The sequence below is a fragment of the Citrobacter sp. Marseille-Q6884 genome (assembly GCF_945906775.1).
In the GTDB taxonomy this organism is placed as follows: domain Bacteria; phylum Pseudomonadota; class Gammaproteobacteria; order Enterobacterales; family Enterobacteriaceae; genus Citrobacter.
The window spans coordinates 731,916-745,837 of record NZ_CAMDRE010000001.1 but is presented as its reverse complement, the minus strand read 5'-3'; the positions used below and the strand labels follow the sequence as shown (position 1 = coordinate 745,837).

At 49.9% G+C, this 13,922-nt stretch carries 17 protein-coding genes and 1 rRNA gene; 12 read left to right on the top strand and 6 right to left on the bottom strand.

Translation table 11 applies throughout. The features are described from left to right. The first annotated feature begins 25 nt into the window (after positions 1 to 25). From N7268_RS03550 to N7268_RS03530, 5 genes are all read left to right on the top strand, one after another. Positions 26 to 1,015 carry a DNA-directed RNA polymerase subunit alpha gene (locus tag N7268_RS03550; RefSeq protein ID WP_003031139.1) on the top strand — a complete coding sequence of 330 codons (990 nt, stop codon included), beginning with the start codon at positions 26 to 28 and terminating at the stop codon, positions 1,013 to 1,015. A gap of 40 nt (positions 1,016 to 1,055) precedes the next feature. After that, a complete protein-coding gene (gene rplQ / locus N7268_RS03545) occupies positions 1,056 to 1,442 on the top strand; it encodes a 50S ribosomal protein L17 (protein ID WP_001216372.1) in 387 nt (128 codons plus the stop codon). A 107-nt stretch (positions 1,443 to 1,549) separates the two neighbouring features. Next, positions 1,550 to 1,918 carry a DUF1992 domain-containing protein gene (locus tag N7268_RS03540; protein WP_260861813.1) on the top strand — a complete coding sequence of 123 codons (369 nt, stop codon included), beginning with the start codon at positions 1,550 to 1,552 and terminating at the stop codon, positions 1,916 to 1,918. A gap of 11 nt (positions 1,919 to 1,929) precedes the next feature. Then, on the top strand, positions 1,930 to 2,355 hold the full coding sequence (gene zntR / locus N7268_RS03535; RefSeq protein ID WP_260861812.1) for a Zn(2+)-responsive transcriptional regulator: 426 nt from the start codon (positions 1,930 to 1,932) through the stop codon (positions 2,353 to 2,355). Between the two features lie 57 nt (positions 2,356 to 2,412). After that, entirely contained in the window at positions 2,413 to 2,631 is a 219-nt protein-coding gene (locus N7268_RS03530; RefSeq protein WP_260861811.1) for an alternative ribosome-rescue factor A, read from the top strand. On the opposite strand, the gene mscL is transcribed toward N7268_RS03530, so the two are convergent. From mscL to def, 5 genes are all read right to left on the bottom strand, one after another. Beyond that, positions 2,628 to 3,041: a large-conductance mechanosensitive channel protein MscL gene (mscL, locus tag N7268_RS03525; protein ID WP_003031152.1), complete on the bottom strand. Its 414-nt coding sequence runs from the start codon at positions 3,039 to 3,041 to the stop codon at positions 2,628 to 2,630. The two genes, N7268_RS03530 and mscL, sit on opposite strands and share 4 nt — an antisense overlap. 141 nt (positions 3,042 to 3,182) lie before the next feature. Further along, positions 3,183 to 4,559, bottom strand: a complete 1,377-nt coding sequence (trkA, locus tag N7268_RS03520; RefSeq protein ID WP_260861810.1) for a Trk system potassium transporter TrkA — start codon at positions 4,557 to 4,559, stop codon at positions 3,183 to 3,185. A 21-nt stretch (positions 4,560 to 4,580) separates the two neighbouring features. Continuing rightward, positions 4,581 to 5,870: a 16S rRNA (cytosine(967)-C(5))-methyltransferase RsmB gene (gene rsmB, locus N7268_RS03515; RefSeq protein WP_260861809.1), complete on the bottom strand. Its 1,290-nt coding sequence runs from the start codon at positions 5,868 to 5,870 to the stop codon at positions 4,581 to 4,583. 52 nt (positions 5,871 to 5,922) lie between these two features. After that, positions 5,923 to 6,870 (bottom strand): methionyl-tRNA formyltransferase, encoded by a 948-nt coding sequence (gene fmt / locus N7268_RS03510; RefSeq protein WP_260861808.1) that lies wholly within the window; start codon positions 6,868 to 6,870, stop codon positions 5,923 to 5,925. A gap of 14 nt (positions 6,871 to 6,884) precedes the next feature. Continuing rightward, positions 6,885 to 7,394, bottom strand: a complete 510-nt coding sequence (def, locus tag N7268_RS03505) for a peptide deformylase (protein WP_198907459.1) — start codon at positions 7,392 to 7,394, stop codon at positions 6,885 to 6,887. 129 nt (positions 7,395 to 7,523) lie between these two features. On the opposite strand from def, the gene dprA reads away from it, so the two are divergent. From dprA to N7268_RS03475, 6 genes are read left to right on the top strand one after another with little or no spacing between them, the layout of a single operon-like run. Beyond that, positions 7,524 to 8,648, top strand: coding sequence for a DNA-protecting protein DprA (dprA, locus tag N7268_RS03500; RefSeq protein ID WP_260861807.1), 1,125 nt, complete (start codon positions 7,524 to 7,526; stop codon positions 8,646 to 8,648). Then, positions 8,620 to 9,093 (top strand): DUF494 family protein Smg, encoded by a 474-nt coding sequence (gene smg, locus N7268_RS03495; RefSeq protein WP_104652295.1) that lies wholly within the window; start codon positions 8,620 to 8,622, stop codon positions 9,091 to 9,093. Before dprA ends, smg begins: the two co-directional genes overlap by 29 nt. Before the next feature lie 26 nt (positions 9,094 to 9,119). Beyond that, a complete protein-coding gene (locus N7268_RS03490; protein ID WP_260861806.1) occupies positions 9,120 to 9,662 on the top strand; it encodes a type I DNA topoisomerase in 543 nt (180 codons plus the stop codon). A 4-nt stretch (positions 9,663 to 9,666) separates the two neighbouring features. Next, positions 9,667 to 10,242: an L-threonylcarbamoyladenylate synthase type 1 TsaC gene (gene tsaC / locus N7268_RS03485; protein WP_198907456.1), complete on the top strand. Its 576-nt coding sequence runs from the start codon at positions 9,667 to 9,669 to the stop codon at positions 10,240 to 10,242. A gap of 1 nt (position 10,243) precedes the next feature. Then, the gene (gene aroE, locus N7268_RS03480) at positions 10,244 to 11,065 is read left to right on the top strand and encodes a shikimate dehydrogenase (RefSeq protein ID WP_260861805.1); all 822 of its coding nucleotides are present in this window, start codon (positions 10,244 to 10,246) and stop codon (positions 11,063 to 11,065) included. Further along, the gene (locus tag N7268_RS03475; protein WP_260861804.1) at positions 11,062 to 11,319 is read left to right on the top strand and encodes a DUF1488 domain-containing protein; all 258 of its coding nucleotides are present in this window, start codon (positions 11,062 to 11,064) and stop codon (positions 11,317 to 11,319) included. Before aroE ends, N7268_RS03475 begins: the two co-directional genes overlap by 4 nt. Here N7268_RS03475 and N7268_RS03470 read toward each other — a convergent pair. Further along, positions 11,295 to 11,849 carry a gamma carbonic anhydrase family protein gene (locus N7268_RS03470; protein WP_260861803.1) on the bottom strand — a complete coding sequence of 185 codons (555 nt, stop codon included), beginning with the start codon at positions 11,847 to 11,849 and terminating at the stop codon, positions 11,295 to 11,297. The two genes, N7268_RS03475 and N7268_RS03470, sit on opposite strands and share 25 nt — an antisense overlap. Before the next feature lie 469 nt (positions 11,850 to 12,318). Between N7268_RS03470 and N7268_RS03465 the strand changes: the two genes are divergently transcribed. Then, positions 12,319 to 13,860 (top strand): 16S ribosomal RNA (locus N7268_RS03465). The last annotated feature ends 62 nt before the right edge of the window (positions 13,861 to 13,922 follow it).

Below are 13,922 nucleotides of genomic sequence, written 5' to 3'. Positions count from 1 at the left end.
AGCTTAGTACCAAAGAGAGGACACAATGCAGGGTTCTGTGACAGAGTTTCTAAAACCGCGCCTGGTTGATATCGAGCAAGTGAGTTCGACGCACGCCAAGGTGACCCTTGAGCCTTTAGAGCGTGGCTTTGGCCATACTTTGGGTAACGCACTGCGCCGTATTCTGCTCTCATCGATGCCGGGTTGCGCGGTGACCGAGGTTGAGATTGATGGTGTACTACATGAGTACAGCACCAAAGAAGGCGTTCAGGAAGATATCCTGGAAATCCTGCTCAACCTGAAAGGGCTGGCGGTGAGAGTTCAGGGTAAAGATGACGTTATTCTTACCTTGAATAAATCTGGCATTGGCCCTGTGACTGCAGCCGACATTACCCATGATGGTGATGTCGAAATCGTCAAGCCACAGCACGTGATCTGCCACCTGACCGATGAGAATGCATCTATTAGTATGCGTATCAAAGTTCAGCGCGGTCGTGGTTATGTGCCGGCTTCTACCCGAATTCATTCGGAAGAAGATGAGCGCCCAATCGGCCGTCTGCTGGTCGACGCATGCTACAGCCCTGTAGAGCGTATTGCCTACAATGTTGAAGCAGCGCGTGTAGAACAGCGTACCGACCTGGACAAGCTGGTCATCGAAATGGAAACCAACGGCACAATCGATCCTGAAGAGGCGATTCGTCGTGCGGCAACCATTCTGGCTGAACAACTGGAAGCTTTCGTTGATTTACGTGATGTACGTCAGCCGGAAGTTAAAGAAGAGAAACCAGAATTCGATCCGATCCTGCTGCGCCCTGTTGACGATCTGGAATTGACTGTCCGCTCTGCTAACTGCCTCAAAGCAGAAGCTATCCACTATATCGGTGATCTGGTACAGCGTACTGAGGTTGAGCTTCTTAAGACGCCTAACCTTGGTAAAAAATCTCTTACTGAGATTAAAGACGTGCTGGCTTCCCGTGGACTGTCTCTGGGCATGCGCCTGGAAAACTGGCCACCGGCAAGCATCGCTGACGAGTAACCGGATCACAGGTTAAGGTTTTACTGAGAAGGATAAGGTCATGCGCCATCGTAAGAGTGGTCGTCAACTGAACCGCAACAGCAGCCATCGCCAGGCTATGTTCCGCAATATGGCAGGTTCACTGGTTCGTCATGAAATCATCAAGACGACTCTGCCGAAAGCGAAAGAGCTGCGTCGCGTAGTTGAGCCGCTGATTACTCTTGCCAAGACTGATAGCGTAGCTAATCGTCGTCTGGCATTCGCCCGTACTCGTGATAACGAGATCGTGGCAAAACTGTTTAACGAGCTGGGCCCGCGTTTCGCGAGCCGCGCCGGTGGTTACACTCGCATTCTGAAGTGTGGCTTCCGTGCAGGCGACAACGCGCCGATGGCATACATCGAGCTGGTTGATCGCTCTGAATCGAAAGCAGAAGCTGCTGCAGAGTAATCTGTAGTAACTGTAAAAAAACCCGCCCCGGCGGGTTTTTTTATATCTGCTATTTTCAACTTATCTACAATAGTTGTACTCTTTTTGTTCATCCTCTGGAGTGTTGTATGTGGCTATTAGACCAGTGGGCGGAGCGCCATATTATCGATGCGCAGACAAAAGGTGAGTTTGATGATTTACCGGGTGCTGGCGTGCCGCTTACTCTTGACGATGACTCCCATGTTCCGCCGGAACTTCGAGCCGGATATCGTTTATTGAAAAACGCCGGGTGCCTGCCTCCTGAACTTGAGCAGCGCAGAGAAGCAATAGGTTTGCTTGATATCCTTGCGGGAATTCGTAAAGACGATCCCCGATATCAGGAAGTGAGCCGACGTCTGTCGTTACTTGAACTCAAACTTCGCCAGGCTGGAATCAGCACAGACTTCTTACGCGGTGGGTACGCCGATAAGCTTCAACATAAGATTAATGATGAATAGTGGGGAGTATTATGTATCGTATTGGTGAATTAGCGAAACTGGCGGAAGTGACGCCCGATACCATCCGCTACTATGAAAAGCAGCAGATGATGGAGCATGAAGTACGTACCGAAGGTGGATTTCGCCTCTATACAGAAAGCGATCTTCAGCGTTTGAAGTTCATTCGTTATGCACGGCAGCTCGGTTTTACACTGGAGTCGATCCGTGAACTGCTGTCGATCCGGGTGGATCCCGAACATCATACCTGTCAGGAGTCAAAAGGGATCGTTCAGGAACGATTAAAAGAAGTCGAAGCGCGGATTGCGGAACTGCAGACGATGCAACGGTCATTACAGCGACTGAATGATGCATGCTGTGGCATGGCACACAGTAGCGTGTACTGTTCTATTCTCGAAGCGCTTGAGCAAGGTGCCAGTGGAGCAAAGTCGGGCTGTTGATTTATTGGTCAGACAGGTCTACACTCGCGCCGTTAAACCACACAATCTGGAGTAATGATGAGTCGTTATCAACATACGAAAGGGCAAATTAAGGACAACGCCATTGAGGCACTTTTGCATGACCCACTGTTCAGGCAGCGTATTGAGAAAAATAAGAAAGGGAAAGGTAGTTTTCTACGTAAGGGTAAACATGGCAATCGGGGTAACTGGGAGGCCAGTGGCAAGAAAGTGAATCGCTTTTTTACCACTGGCCTTCTTGTTTCAGTAAATGTTTAAGAACGGTTATTCTGTTCTTTCAGCAGGTCACGAATTTCACTCAGCAATACTTCTTCTTTAGAAGGCGCAGGCGGTGCAGCCGGCTCTTCAGCTTTTTTACGATTCAGTTTGTTGATCAGTTTGATTGCCATAAATATAGCAAACGCAACGATAATGAAATCAAAGACATTTTGAATAAATACACCGTAATGCATGACGACTGCCGGGATATCTCCCTGCGCATCGCGTAGCGTTAGAGCAAACTGTTTAAAGTCGATCCCACCAATTAATAACCCCAGTGGCGGCATGATGATATCGGCAACCAGTGACGATACAATTTTACCGAATGCCGCACCAATAATGACACCCACAGCCAAATCTACTACATTCCCGCGCATCGCGAATTCGCGAAACTCTTTAATAATGCTCATTTTATTCTCCCTATGCTGCTGACGTTTATAAGTTTAACAAATGTTAAGGCAATTTCCATTTATGTATTGCGGAAAGACTCAATTATTAAACCATGAAAAATAAGGGGAAATAAAAAGGGCGCTATATTAGCGCCCAAATAATTACAGGAAGAAGGGACTTGGCTGGAATAATCGCTCGACGTCGGTAATGAACTTTTTATCTGTCAGGAACATAATAACGTGATCGCCTTGTTCAATACGCAGATTATCGTTGGCAATCATCACATCATTACCCCTGACGACGGCACCAATAATGGTTCCCGGTGGAAGCTTAATTTCGTCAATTGAACGACCGACAACCCGGGATGTTGTTTCATCTCCGTGTGCGACGGCTTCGATGGCTTCAGCTACACCGCGACGTAGTGAAGACACGCCGACAATATCCGCTTTTCGTACATGGCTCAGTAATGCAGATATGGTGGCTTGTTGCGGTGAAATGGCAATATCAATAACGCTGCCCTGCACCAGATCAACGTACGCTCTACGTTGAATCAACACCATGACTTTCTTGGCGCCCATGCGTTTTGCAAGCATTGCCGACATGATGTTAGCTTCATCGTCATTGGTTACCGCGATAAACAGATCAACCTGATCAATATGTTCTTCCGCCAGCAATTCTTGATCTGACGCGTCGCCAAAAAAGACGATCGTATTTTGCAGTTTTTCCGCGAGCTCGGAGGCACGCTGTTGATCGCGCTCGATCAACTTGACGCTATAATCTTTTTCCAGCCGGCGTGCCAGCCCTGCGCCAATATTACCGCCACCTACTAACATGATGCGTTTGTAGGGTTTTTCCAGACGCTGCAATTCACTCATTACGGCCCGGATATGTTGTGATGCCGCGATAAAAAAGACTTCATCACCGGCTTCAACAATCGTGGATCCTTGTGGGCGGATTGGTCTGTCGTGGCGGAAAATTGCAGCAACTCGCGTATCAATATGTGGCATATGCTCACGCATGGTTGATAGCGCATTACCGATTAATGGGCCGCCATAGTAGGCTTTAACCACTGCAAGGCTGACTTTACCTTCGGCGAAATTGACGACCTGCAGCGCACCCGGATACTCAATCAGGCGATAAATGTTATCGATGACCAGTTGCTCCGGTGCAATAAGGTGATCAATGGGTACGGCATCGGAGTGAAAGAGCTTATCGGCGTCACGCACATAATCCGGTGAACGAATTCGTGCAATGCGATTTGGCGTATTAAACAGGGAATAAGCGACCTGGCAGGCAACCATATTGGTTTCATCCGAACTGGTAACCGCAACCAGCATATCGGCATCATCAGCACCTGCTTCACGCAGTACGCGAGGATGGGAGCCATGGCCTTGCACAACGCGAAGGTCAAACTTGTCCTGCAGACTACGTAAACGCTCGCCGTTGGTATCGACTACCGTGATATCGTTGTTCTCTCCGACCAGGTTCTCAGCCAGCGTACCGCCAACTTGCCCTGCGCCCAGAATGATAATTTTCATCAGTCGCGACCCGTTATCTCATCACTTTTTGATTATCTTAGCGTAAAAGAAGCCATCGCCTTCTTCTGCATTCGGTAAATTCTGACGTCCTGGTTGTTCCGGTGTACCGGTTTCGCTTAATACCGCGTTCGGCGTACGCTCCAGGAAGGCGGCAATCTGCAACTGGTTCTCTTCTGGCAAAATTGAACAGGTAGCATAAACCAGCGTGCCGCCTGGTTTCAGATGTGTCCAGGTCGCATTGAGGATCTCTGCCTGCAACTGTGCGAGTTCAGCAATATCCCGGTCGCGGCGGAGCCATTTGATATCGGGATGACGACGAATGACCCCTGTGGCCGAGCACGGTGCATCCAGCAAAATACGATCAAACTGCTGCTCGCCACACCACTGTTCAGGATAGCGGCCATCGCCTTGCTTAACGGTTGCCTTCATGCCGAGGCGTTTTAGATTATCGTAGACGCGAGATAAACGTTTTTCATCTACATCAACCGCCATTACGTTAGCCTCAGGAGCGACTTCCAGAATATGTGTTGTCTTTCCCCCTGGCGCGGCGCATAAATCAAGGATTTGTTCACCATTTTGCGGCTGCAGGTAGCTGACACAACCCTGGGCTGAAGCGTCCTGGACAGTTACCCAGCCCTGCTCGAAGCCAGGTAAAGCCATCACTGGTGCAGGGGTTTCCAGACGTACAGCATCCGGGTAATCCGGGTGTGGGAAACCGGTTAAGCCAGCTTCAGCCAGCAGGTTCAGCCAGGCATCACGGCTATGGTGGTTTCGGTTCACGCGCAGCCACATTGGCGGGCGCTGATTATTTGCCTCAAGAATCGCTTCCCACTGCTGTGGATAGGCGCTCTTAATACGCTTTACTAACCAGGATGGGTGTAAGAAACGCAGTTCACTTTGTGCGAACTCGGGGAGCAGTTCATCCTGGCGGCGCTGGAACTGGCGTAGCACGCCGTTAATCAAGCCTTTCAACTGAGGACGTTTGATAACTACCGCACCTTCAACGGTCTCGGCAAGCGCAGCGTGAGGAGGAATACGGGTGTGTAATAGCTGGTATATACCAACCATGATGAGATAGTGGACAGTGCGCTGTTTGCCCGTCATCGGGCGTTCCATCAGCTGTTTTATAATCCACTCCAGCTGGGAAAGCGTGCGTAATACGCCGAAGCATAGCTCCTGCAATAATGCTTTATCTTTATCAGCGACTTTCTGCTGCATGGCAGGCAGCACGTTGCTTAAAGATTGACCTTTTTCAACAACCTGTTCGACGGCCTGAGCCACCATACTGCGTAAATTAAGATGTTTTTTCATAAGTGCAAAAATAAAAATGCCCGGAGACCCCGGGCTTTAAAGAGATGAACCGTTAGAGAAGCCGGTTACCGGGCACGAACCACTCCCGGCGCGAATTAAGTAAATCCTGCGCGCTCATGGCCTTTTTGCCGGCAGGCTGCAAAGAGGTGAGATTCAAAATGCCATCACCTGTTGCAACCTGAATACCCTGACGGGTCGCCTCCAGAATAGTCCCCGGTTCGGCACCTGCAGGTTTATCAATGACGGTCGCTTGCCAGATTTTGACCGGCTGCTCGTCGATAACAATGTAACTCATTGGCCATGGATTAAAGGCTCGAATGCAGCGTTCCAGTTGTGCGGCGCTAAGCGTCCAGTCCACGCGAGCTTCTTCTTTGCTGAGTTTCTCGGCATAACATACCTGCGACTCATCCTGGACTTCAGGTTTTGCGGTCCCGCTTGCCAGCAGTTGTAACGTATGAAGCAGTCCCTGGGGGCCGAGCTCGGCCAGCTTGTTATAGAGGCTGGCGCTGGTATCGTCAGCGGTGATCGGGCAGGAAAGTTTATGCAGCATATCGCCTGTATCCAGGCCAATATCCATCTGCATGATGGTTACGCCAGTTTCGGCATCACCCGCCCAGAGTGAACGTTGGATCGGTGCCGCACCGCGCCAGCGCGGAAGCAAAGAACCGTGGACATTGATGCAACCCAGTCGCGGCATATCCAGCACCGCTTTTGGCAGAATCAGGCCATATGCCACCACGACCATCACATCTGCGTGTAAGTCAGCAACCAGCTGCTGATTTTCCTGGGGGCGAAGCGAGACAGGTTGAAAAACCGGTATCCCTTTTTCTTCCGCCAGTACTTTTACCGGGCTGGGCATCAGCTTTTTACCGCGTCCCGCAGGGCGATCCGGTTGGGTAAACACGCCAACGACGTTATGTCCAGAAGACAACAGCGCGTCAAGATGACGCGCTGCAAAGTCAGGTGTACCCGCAAAAATAATACGTAGTGAGTCTGACACGTTGATCCTTGTCCTTAAGCTCGGGCGTTCAGGCGGTCGAGCTTTTCAACTTTCTGACGAATACGCTGCTGTTTCAACGGAGACAGATAATCGATAAACAACTTTCCGACCAAATGATCCATTTCATGTTGAATACAGATAGCTAACAGACCGTCTGCTTCCAGTTCAAATGGGTTACCGTCGCGATCGAGCGCACGAATTTTGACTTTCTCAGCACGCGGCACTAATGCTCGCTGTTCCGGTATGGACAGGCAACCTTCTTCAATGCCTGTCTCACCGTCTTTCTCCAGCAGTTCTGGGTTAATCAACACCAGACGCTCGTCGCGGTTCTCAGAAACATCAATAACAATGATACGCTGATGAATATCGACCTGTGTTGCCGCCAGACCAATACCTTCTTCGGCGTACATCGTTTCGAACATATCATCGACGATACGTTGAATTTCTGCATTCACTTCTTCAACCGGTTTTGCGACTTTGCGAAGGCGCTCGTCCGGGATATGTAACACTTGCAAAACTGACATAGTTATCCAGAGTTGTATTCAGGAGTTGAAAACATTATTACCTCTATTCTAGACAAAACCCCCTCTGATTGACAGCATCAGTGACCAATCGCAAAGATTGATAAGACTGCTTGTGGCAGGGGAATCAGGATGACCCACACTGAGATTTGGTTACGTTTAGCACGAGTGAGTGAACTGTACGGAGATGAGATGGTGCGTGTTGCGCACTGGCTTATTGCTCAACCGTGTATTAACAAAGCGATACTTCAATGCGCTGGGCTCTCCTCCCGACAAGCAGCGCGTTTTTTGACCTTTTCCGAACAGGCACTGGAAAAAACGCTGCGCTGGCTGGAGTTGCCGAATCACCATTTAATGGTTGCCGACAGTAAAAATTACCCGCTACAGCTTCGCGCCATTGAAGACTATCCCGGTGTGCTCTTTGTTGTGGGGCATCCCGAATGTCTTCATTCGTTTCAGATCGCGGTTGTAGGCAGCCGGGATCACTCCTGGTATGGCGAACGTTGGGGACGGTTATTTTGTGAAAAGCTTGCAGCATATGGCGTGACGATCACCAGTGGATTGGCTCGGGGAATTGATGGTGTGGCACATAATGCTGCGATTAATATGCAAGGGAAAAGTATTGCGGTGTTGGGGAACGGGTTGGATACCATTCACCCACGGCGACATATCCGTCTTGCTGAACGTCTGGTTGAGGGAGGTGGAGCGTTAGTATCTGAGTTCCCTTTGGAAATGCCCCCTTTATCGCGCAATTTTCCCCGACGCAACCGTATTATTAGCGGTCTGAGTAAAGGTGTGCTGGTGGTTGAAGCCGTACAGCGCAGTGGTTCATTGGTCACTGCGCGCTGTGCCCTGGAACAGGGGCGTGAAGTGTTTGCTTTACCTGGGCCGATAGGGAGTCCCGGGAGTGAAGGGCCACACTGGCTTATTAAGCAGGGCGCTACGCTTGTGACAGCACCAGAGGATATTCTGGAAAATTTGCAATACGGTTTACATTGGTTGCCAGATGAACCTGAAAATTCAATTTATTCTCCAGATCACGAAGAGGTGGCATTGCCATTTCCAGAGCTCCTGGCTAACGTAGGAGATGAGGTAACACCTGTTGACGTCGTCGCTGAACGTGCCGGCCAACCTGTGCCAGAGGTAGTCAGTCAGCTACTCGAACTGGAGTTAGCAGGATGGATCGCAGCTGTACCCGGCGGCTATGTCCGATTGAGGAGGGCAAGCCATGTTCGACGTACTAATGTATTTGTTTGAGACATACATCCATAACGAAGCCGAGCTGCGTGTGGATCAGGACAAACTGGAGCGGGATCTTACCGACGCTGGTTTTGATCGTGAAGACATCTACAACGCGTTACTGTGGCTGGAAAAGCTTGCTGATTACCAGGATGGCCTTGCTGAACCCATGCAGCTTGCCTCTGACCCTCTTTCTATACGTATTTATACTGCAGAAGAGTGCGAGCGACTGGATGCAAGCTGTCGGGGATTCCTGTTATTCCTGGAGCAGATTCAGGTGCTAAACCTCGAAACGCGAGAAATGGTCATTGAACGCGTTCTCGCGCTGGATACGGCGGAGTTCGATCTGGAAGACCTGAAGTGGGTGATCCTGATGGTTTTATTCAACATTCCAGGTTGTGAAAATGCGTATCAGCAAATGGAAGAATTACTCTTTGAGGTGAATGAAGGTATGCTTCATTAATCAATCTTCATTCAGTATGAGTTGTTATGGCTAAATCAGCACTGTTTACGGTGCGTAAAAATGAGCCCTGCCCGCAATGTGGGGCTGAACTGGTTATTCGCTCCGGGAAACATGGTCCGTTTCTCGGTTGTTCACACTATCCGGAATGTGACTATGTCCGTCCGCTAAAATCTTCTGCGGATGGACATATTGTCAAAGTTCTGGAGGGTAAGTTTTGCCCCGCATGCGGCGCTGAGTTGGTGCTGAGGCAGGGACGATTCGGCATGTTCATTGGCTGCAGCGACTATCCTGCATGCGATCATACTGAACTCATCGATAAGCCTGATGAAACAGCCATTGTGTGTCCTCAATGCCAGACGGGACATCTGGTGCAGCGGCGTTCACGTTATGGCAAAACCTTTTACTCCTGCGATCGCTATCCGGAGTGTCAGTTTGTCATTAACTTCAAACCATTAGCCGGAGAATGTCCTGAGTGCCATTATCCGCTCCTCATCGAAAAGAAAACCGCGCAGGGTGTGAAACACTTTTGTGCCAGTAAACAATGTGGAAAGCCGATTTCGGCGGAATAAAAAAGTGAATAATAACCTGCCCACAGACACCATCATCGCTGATGCGATAGAGGTTCTGAAACAAGAAAATGTCATCGCCTATCCAACAGAAGCTGTTTTCGGTGTTGGTTGTGATCCCGATAGTGAAACGGCCGTGACCCGTTTGTTGGAACTGAAACAACGACCAATCGAAAAAGGCTTAATTCTGATTGCGGCGAGTTTTGAACAGCTTAAGCCGTACATCGATGACAGCATGCTGACGGATGCCCAGCGAAAAGCCGTCTTCTCCCGTTGGCCTGGCCCGGTTACTTTTGTTTTTCCCGCACAGTCTTCCACACCTCGTTGGCTAACGGGACATTTTGATTCCCTGGCCGTACGTGTTACCGATCATCCTCTGGTGGTCGCATTGTGCCAGGCTTATGGCAAACCGCTCGTCTCTACCAGTGCGAATTTGAGTGGTTTACCCCCTTGCAGAACGGTAGAGGAAGTACGAGCACAATTCGGCGCAGATTTTCCTGTTGTTGAAGGCGATACCGGAGGACGCTTAAATCCCTCGGAAATCCGTGATGCTTTGACGGGTGAACAGTTTAGACAGGGGTAATATGAAAGAAAACTATGCTGTTTTTGGTAATCCGATAGCGCACAGCAAGTCGCCTTTTATCCATCAGCAATTTGCTCAGCTGCTGAATATTGATCATTCCTATGGGCGTGTACTGGCACCTGTCGATAATTTTGTTAATACGCTGAATACCTTCTTTGCTGAAGGGGGAAAAGGGGCAAACATTACCGTTCCCTTCAAAGAAGAGGCGTTTGCACGAGCAGATGAATTGACCGAGCGGGCGTCACTTGCTGGTGCGGTTAATACGCTTAAACGTCTTGAGGATGGTCGTTTACTGGGAGATAACACCGATGGTATAGGCTTGTTAAGCGATCTTGAGCGTTTATCGTTTATTCATCCCGGGTCGCGCATTCTGCTTATTGGCGCTGGTGGCGCATCCCGTGGAGTGTTGTTGCCGCTTCTGTCTATGGATTGCGCGGTTACCATCGTGAACCGTACTGCTTCTCGCGCTGAAGAATTGGCGCAAGTTTTCTCCCATACAGGCAGTGTCCAGGCTGTGGTGATGGATGAACTTGAGCACTACGAATTCGATCTGATCATTAATGCGACGTCCAGTGGCATTAGCGGTGATGTACCGGCCATTCCTGCATCGGTGATCCATGCTTCAGTCTCCTGCTATGACATGTTTTATCAAAAGGGCATGACGCCTTTTCTTTCCTGGTGTGTGCAGCAGGGAGCAAGACGATATGCCGATGGTTTGGGAATGCTGGTGGGGCAGGCCGCACATGCTGTTTTACTCTGGCATGGTGTATTGCCAGAGGTTGAACCCGTTATTAAAAAGCTGCAACAGGAGTTGTCTGCGTGAATCAGGCGATCCAGTTTCCCGACAGAGAAGAGTGGAAAACCGATATCAATGCAGTCGTCTTTCCGGCTATGGTTCATGGTATGCAGTTAATGTGTGCCATCAAGGGGGAGGTGTTGGCGTATCGCTTTGGTGGAGACACGCCAGAACAGTGGCTGGACATCTTTCGAATGCATCGCTGGGATCTGGAAGAAGAGGCAGAAGCATTGATCCAGGCCCAGCAAGAAGACGATCATGGTTGGGTTTGGTTACCCTGACTTAAATACTCATCTTTCCACTTAACATAGTTGTTAGCGGAGTATTGCAGGCCAGCTTTCTCTTCATCGCTCAGTGGACGTATCTGCTTCACTGGGCTTCCCAGATACAGATATCCGCTTTCCAGACGTTTGTTTTGCGGCACCAGACTTCCCGCACCAATCATAACGTCATCTTCTACAACTACGCCGTCCAGCAGAATTGAGCCCATACCGACCAAAACACGGTTGCCGATGACGCAGCCGTGCAGCATGACTTTGTGACCGACTGTGACATCCTCGCCTACGATGAGTGGATTACCCTGTGGATTAGAAGAGGATTTATGTGTCACATGAAGCACACTACCGTCCTGAATGTTAGTGCGGGCGCCAATCTCCACGTAGTTCACGTCACCCCGGATCGCAACCAGTGGCCAGATCCCAACATCATCAGCCAGGTGAACATCACCAATGACGACACTACTGGTGTCGATCATCACGCGTTTTCCGATCTGCGGGAAAAGATCCTTATAAGGACGTAGTACATCAGACATGTTTACCTCAACGAAAATAGAGCGGTAATGAAGACTTTGGTTGGATTATTGAGACTGTGCAAGTGATTTAGCTATCAAAAATCAGCCAAATTGCACAGGAATGTAGCGAAAGGGGCAAAAAACAGTCATTCAACAAAAAAGATCCAAAAAACACTTGTGCTAAAAAATGGGATCCCTATAATGCGCCTCCATCGACACGGCGGATGTGAATCACTTCACGCAAACAGCCGGTTCGGTAAAGAGAAAAATCCTGAAATTCAGGGTTGACTCTGAAAGAGGAAAGCGTAATATACGCCACCTCGCGACAGAGCGCTAAAGCGCGTCGCAACTGCTCTTTAACAATTTATCAGACAATCTGTGTGGGCACTCAATGATACGGATTCTTAACGTCGCAAGACGAAAAATGAATACCAAGTCTCTGAGTGAACACGTAATTCATTACGAAGTTTAATTCACGAGCATCAAACTTAAATTGAAGAGTTTGATCATGGCTCAGATTGAACGCTGGCGGCAGGCCTAACACATGCAAGTCGAACGGTAGCACAGAGGAGCTTGCTCCTTGGGTGACGAGTGGCGGACGGGTGAGTAATGTCTGGGAAACTGCCCGATGGAGGGGGATAACTACTGGAAACGGTAGCTAATACCGCATAACGTCGCAAGACCAAAGAGGGGGACCTTCGGGCCTCTTGCCATCGGATGTGCCCAGATGGGATTAGCTAGTAGGTGGGGTAACGGCTCACCTAGGCGACGATCCCTAGCTGGTCTGAGAGGATGACCAGCCACACTGGAACTGAGACACGGTCCAGACTCCTACGGGAGGCAGCAGTGGGGAATATTGCACAATGGGCGCAAGCCTGATGCAGCCATGCCGCGTGTATGAAGAAGGCCTTCGGGTTGTAAAGTACTTTCAGCGAGGAGGAAGGCATTAAGGTTAATAACCTTAGTGATTGACGTTACTCGCAGAAGAAGCACCGGCTAACTCCGTGCCAGCAGCCGCGGTAATACGGAGGGTGCAAGCGTTAATCGGAATTACTGGGCGTAAAGCGCACGCAGGCGGTCTGTCAAGTCGGATGTGAAATCCCCGGGCTCAACCTGGGAACTGCATTCGAAACTGGCAGGCTAGAGTCTTGTAGAGGGGGGTAGAATTCCAGGTGTAGCGGTGAAATGCGTAGAGATCTGGAGGAGTAACGGTAGAGAGGGCGGCCCCCTGGACAGAGACTGACGCTCAGGTGCGAAAGCGTGGGGAGCAAACAGGATTAGATACCCTGGTAGTCCACGCTGTAAACGATGTCTATTTGGAGGTTGTGCCCTTGAGGCGTGGCTTCCGGAGCTAACGCGTTAAATAGACCGCCTGGGGAGTACGGCCGCAAGGTTAAAACTCAAATGAATTGACGGGGGCCCGCACAAGCGGTGGAGCATGTGGTTTAATTCGATGCAACGCGAAGAACCTTACCTACTCTTGACATCCAGAGAACTTAGCAGAGATGCTTTGGTGCCTTCGGGAACTCTGAGACAGGTGCTGCATGGCTGTCGTCAGCTCGTGTTGTGAAATGTTGGGTTAAGTCCCGCAACGAGCGCAACCCTTATCCTTTGTTGCCAGCGATTCGGTCGGGAACTCAAAGGAGACTGCCAGTGATAAACTGGAGGAAGGTGGGGATGACGTCAAGTCATCATGGCCCTTACGAGTAGGGCTACACACGTGCTACAATGGCATATACAAAGAGAAGCGACCTCGCGAGAGCAAGCGGACCTCATAAAGTATGTCGTAGTCCGGATTGGAGTCTGCAACTCGACTCCATGAAGTCGGAATCGCTAGTAATCGTGGATCAGAATGCCACGGTGAATACGTTCCCGGGCCTTGTACACACCGCCCGTCACACCATGGGAGTGGGTTGCAAAAGAAGTAGGTAGCTTAACCTTCGGGAGGGCGCTTACCACTTTGTGATTCATGACTGGGGTGAAGTCGTAACAAGGTAACCGTAGGGGAACCTGCGGTTGGATCACCTCCTTACCTTAAAGAACCGTTCCTTGTAGTGTCCACACAGATTGTCTGATGAAAATTAGCAGTAAGAA

What these genes read in the sequence shown, in the direction of transcription:
- N7268_RS03550 (WP_003031139.1), top strand. Translation starts at nt 26, where the DNA reads ATGCAGGGTTCTGTGACAGAGTTTCTAAAACCGCGCCTGGTTGATATC.
- rplQ (WP_001216372.1), top strand. Translation starts at nt 1,056, where the DNA reads ATGCGCCATCGTAAGAGTGGTCGTCAACTGAACCGCAACAGCAGCCAT.
- N7268_RS03540 (WP_260861813.1), top strand. Translation starts at nt 1,550, where the DNA reads ATGTGGCTATTAGACCAGTGGGCGGAGCGCCATATTATCGATGCGCAG.
- zntR (WP_260861812.1), top strand. Translation starts at nt 1,930, where the DNA reads ATGTATCGTATTGGTGAATTAGCGAAACTGGCGGAAGTGACGCCCGAT.
- N7268_RS03530 (WP_260861811.1), top strand. Translation starts at nt 2,413, where the DNA reads ATGAGTCGTTATCAACATACGAAAGGGCAAATTAAGGACAACGCCATT.
- mscL (WP_003031152.1), bottom strand. Translation starts at nt 3,041, where the DNA reads ATGAGCATTATTAAAGAGTTTCGCGAATTCGCGATGCGCGGGAATGTA.
- trkA (WP_260861810.1), bottom strand. Translation starts at nt 4,559, where the DNA reads ATGAAAATTATCATTCTGGGCGCAGGGCAAGTTGGCGGTACGCTGGCT.
- rsmB (WP_260861809.1), bottom strand. Translation starts at nt 5,870, where the DNA reads ATGAAAAAACATCTTAATTTACGCAGTATGGTGGCTCAGGCCGTCGAA.
- def (WP_198907459.1), bottom strand. Translation starts at nt 7,394, where the DNA reads ATGTCAGTTTTGCAAGTGTTACATATCCCGGACGAGCGCCTTCGCAAA.
- dprA (WP_260861807.1), top strand. Translation starts at nt 7,524, where the DNA reads ATGACCCACACTGAGATTTGGTTACGTTTAGCACGAGTGAGTGAACTG.
- smg (WP_104652295.1), top strand. Translation starts at nt 8,620, where the DNA reads ATGTTCGACGTACTAATGTATTTGTTTGAGACATACATCCATAACGAA.
- N7268_RS03490 (WP_260861806.1), top strand. Translation starts at nt 9,120, where the DNA reads ATGGCTAAATCAGCACTGTTTACGGTGCGTAAAAATGAGCCCTGCCCG.
- aroE (WP_260861805.1), top strand. Translation starts at nt 10,244, where the DNA reads ATGAAAGAAAACTATGCTGTTTTTGGTAATCCGATAGCGCACAGCAAG.
- N7268_RS03470 (WP_260861803.1), bottom strand. Translation starts at nt 11,849, where the DNA reads ATGTCTGATGTACTACGTCCTTATAAGGATCTTTTCCCGCAGATCGGA.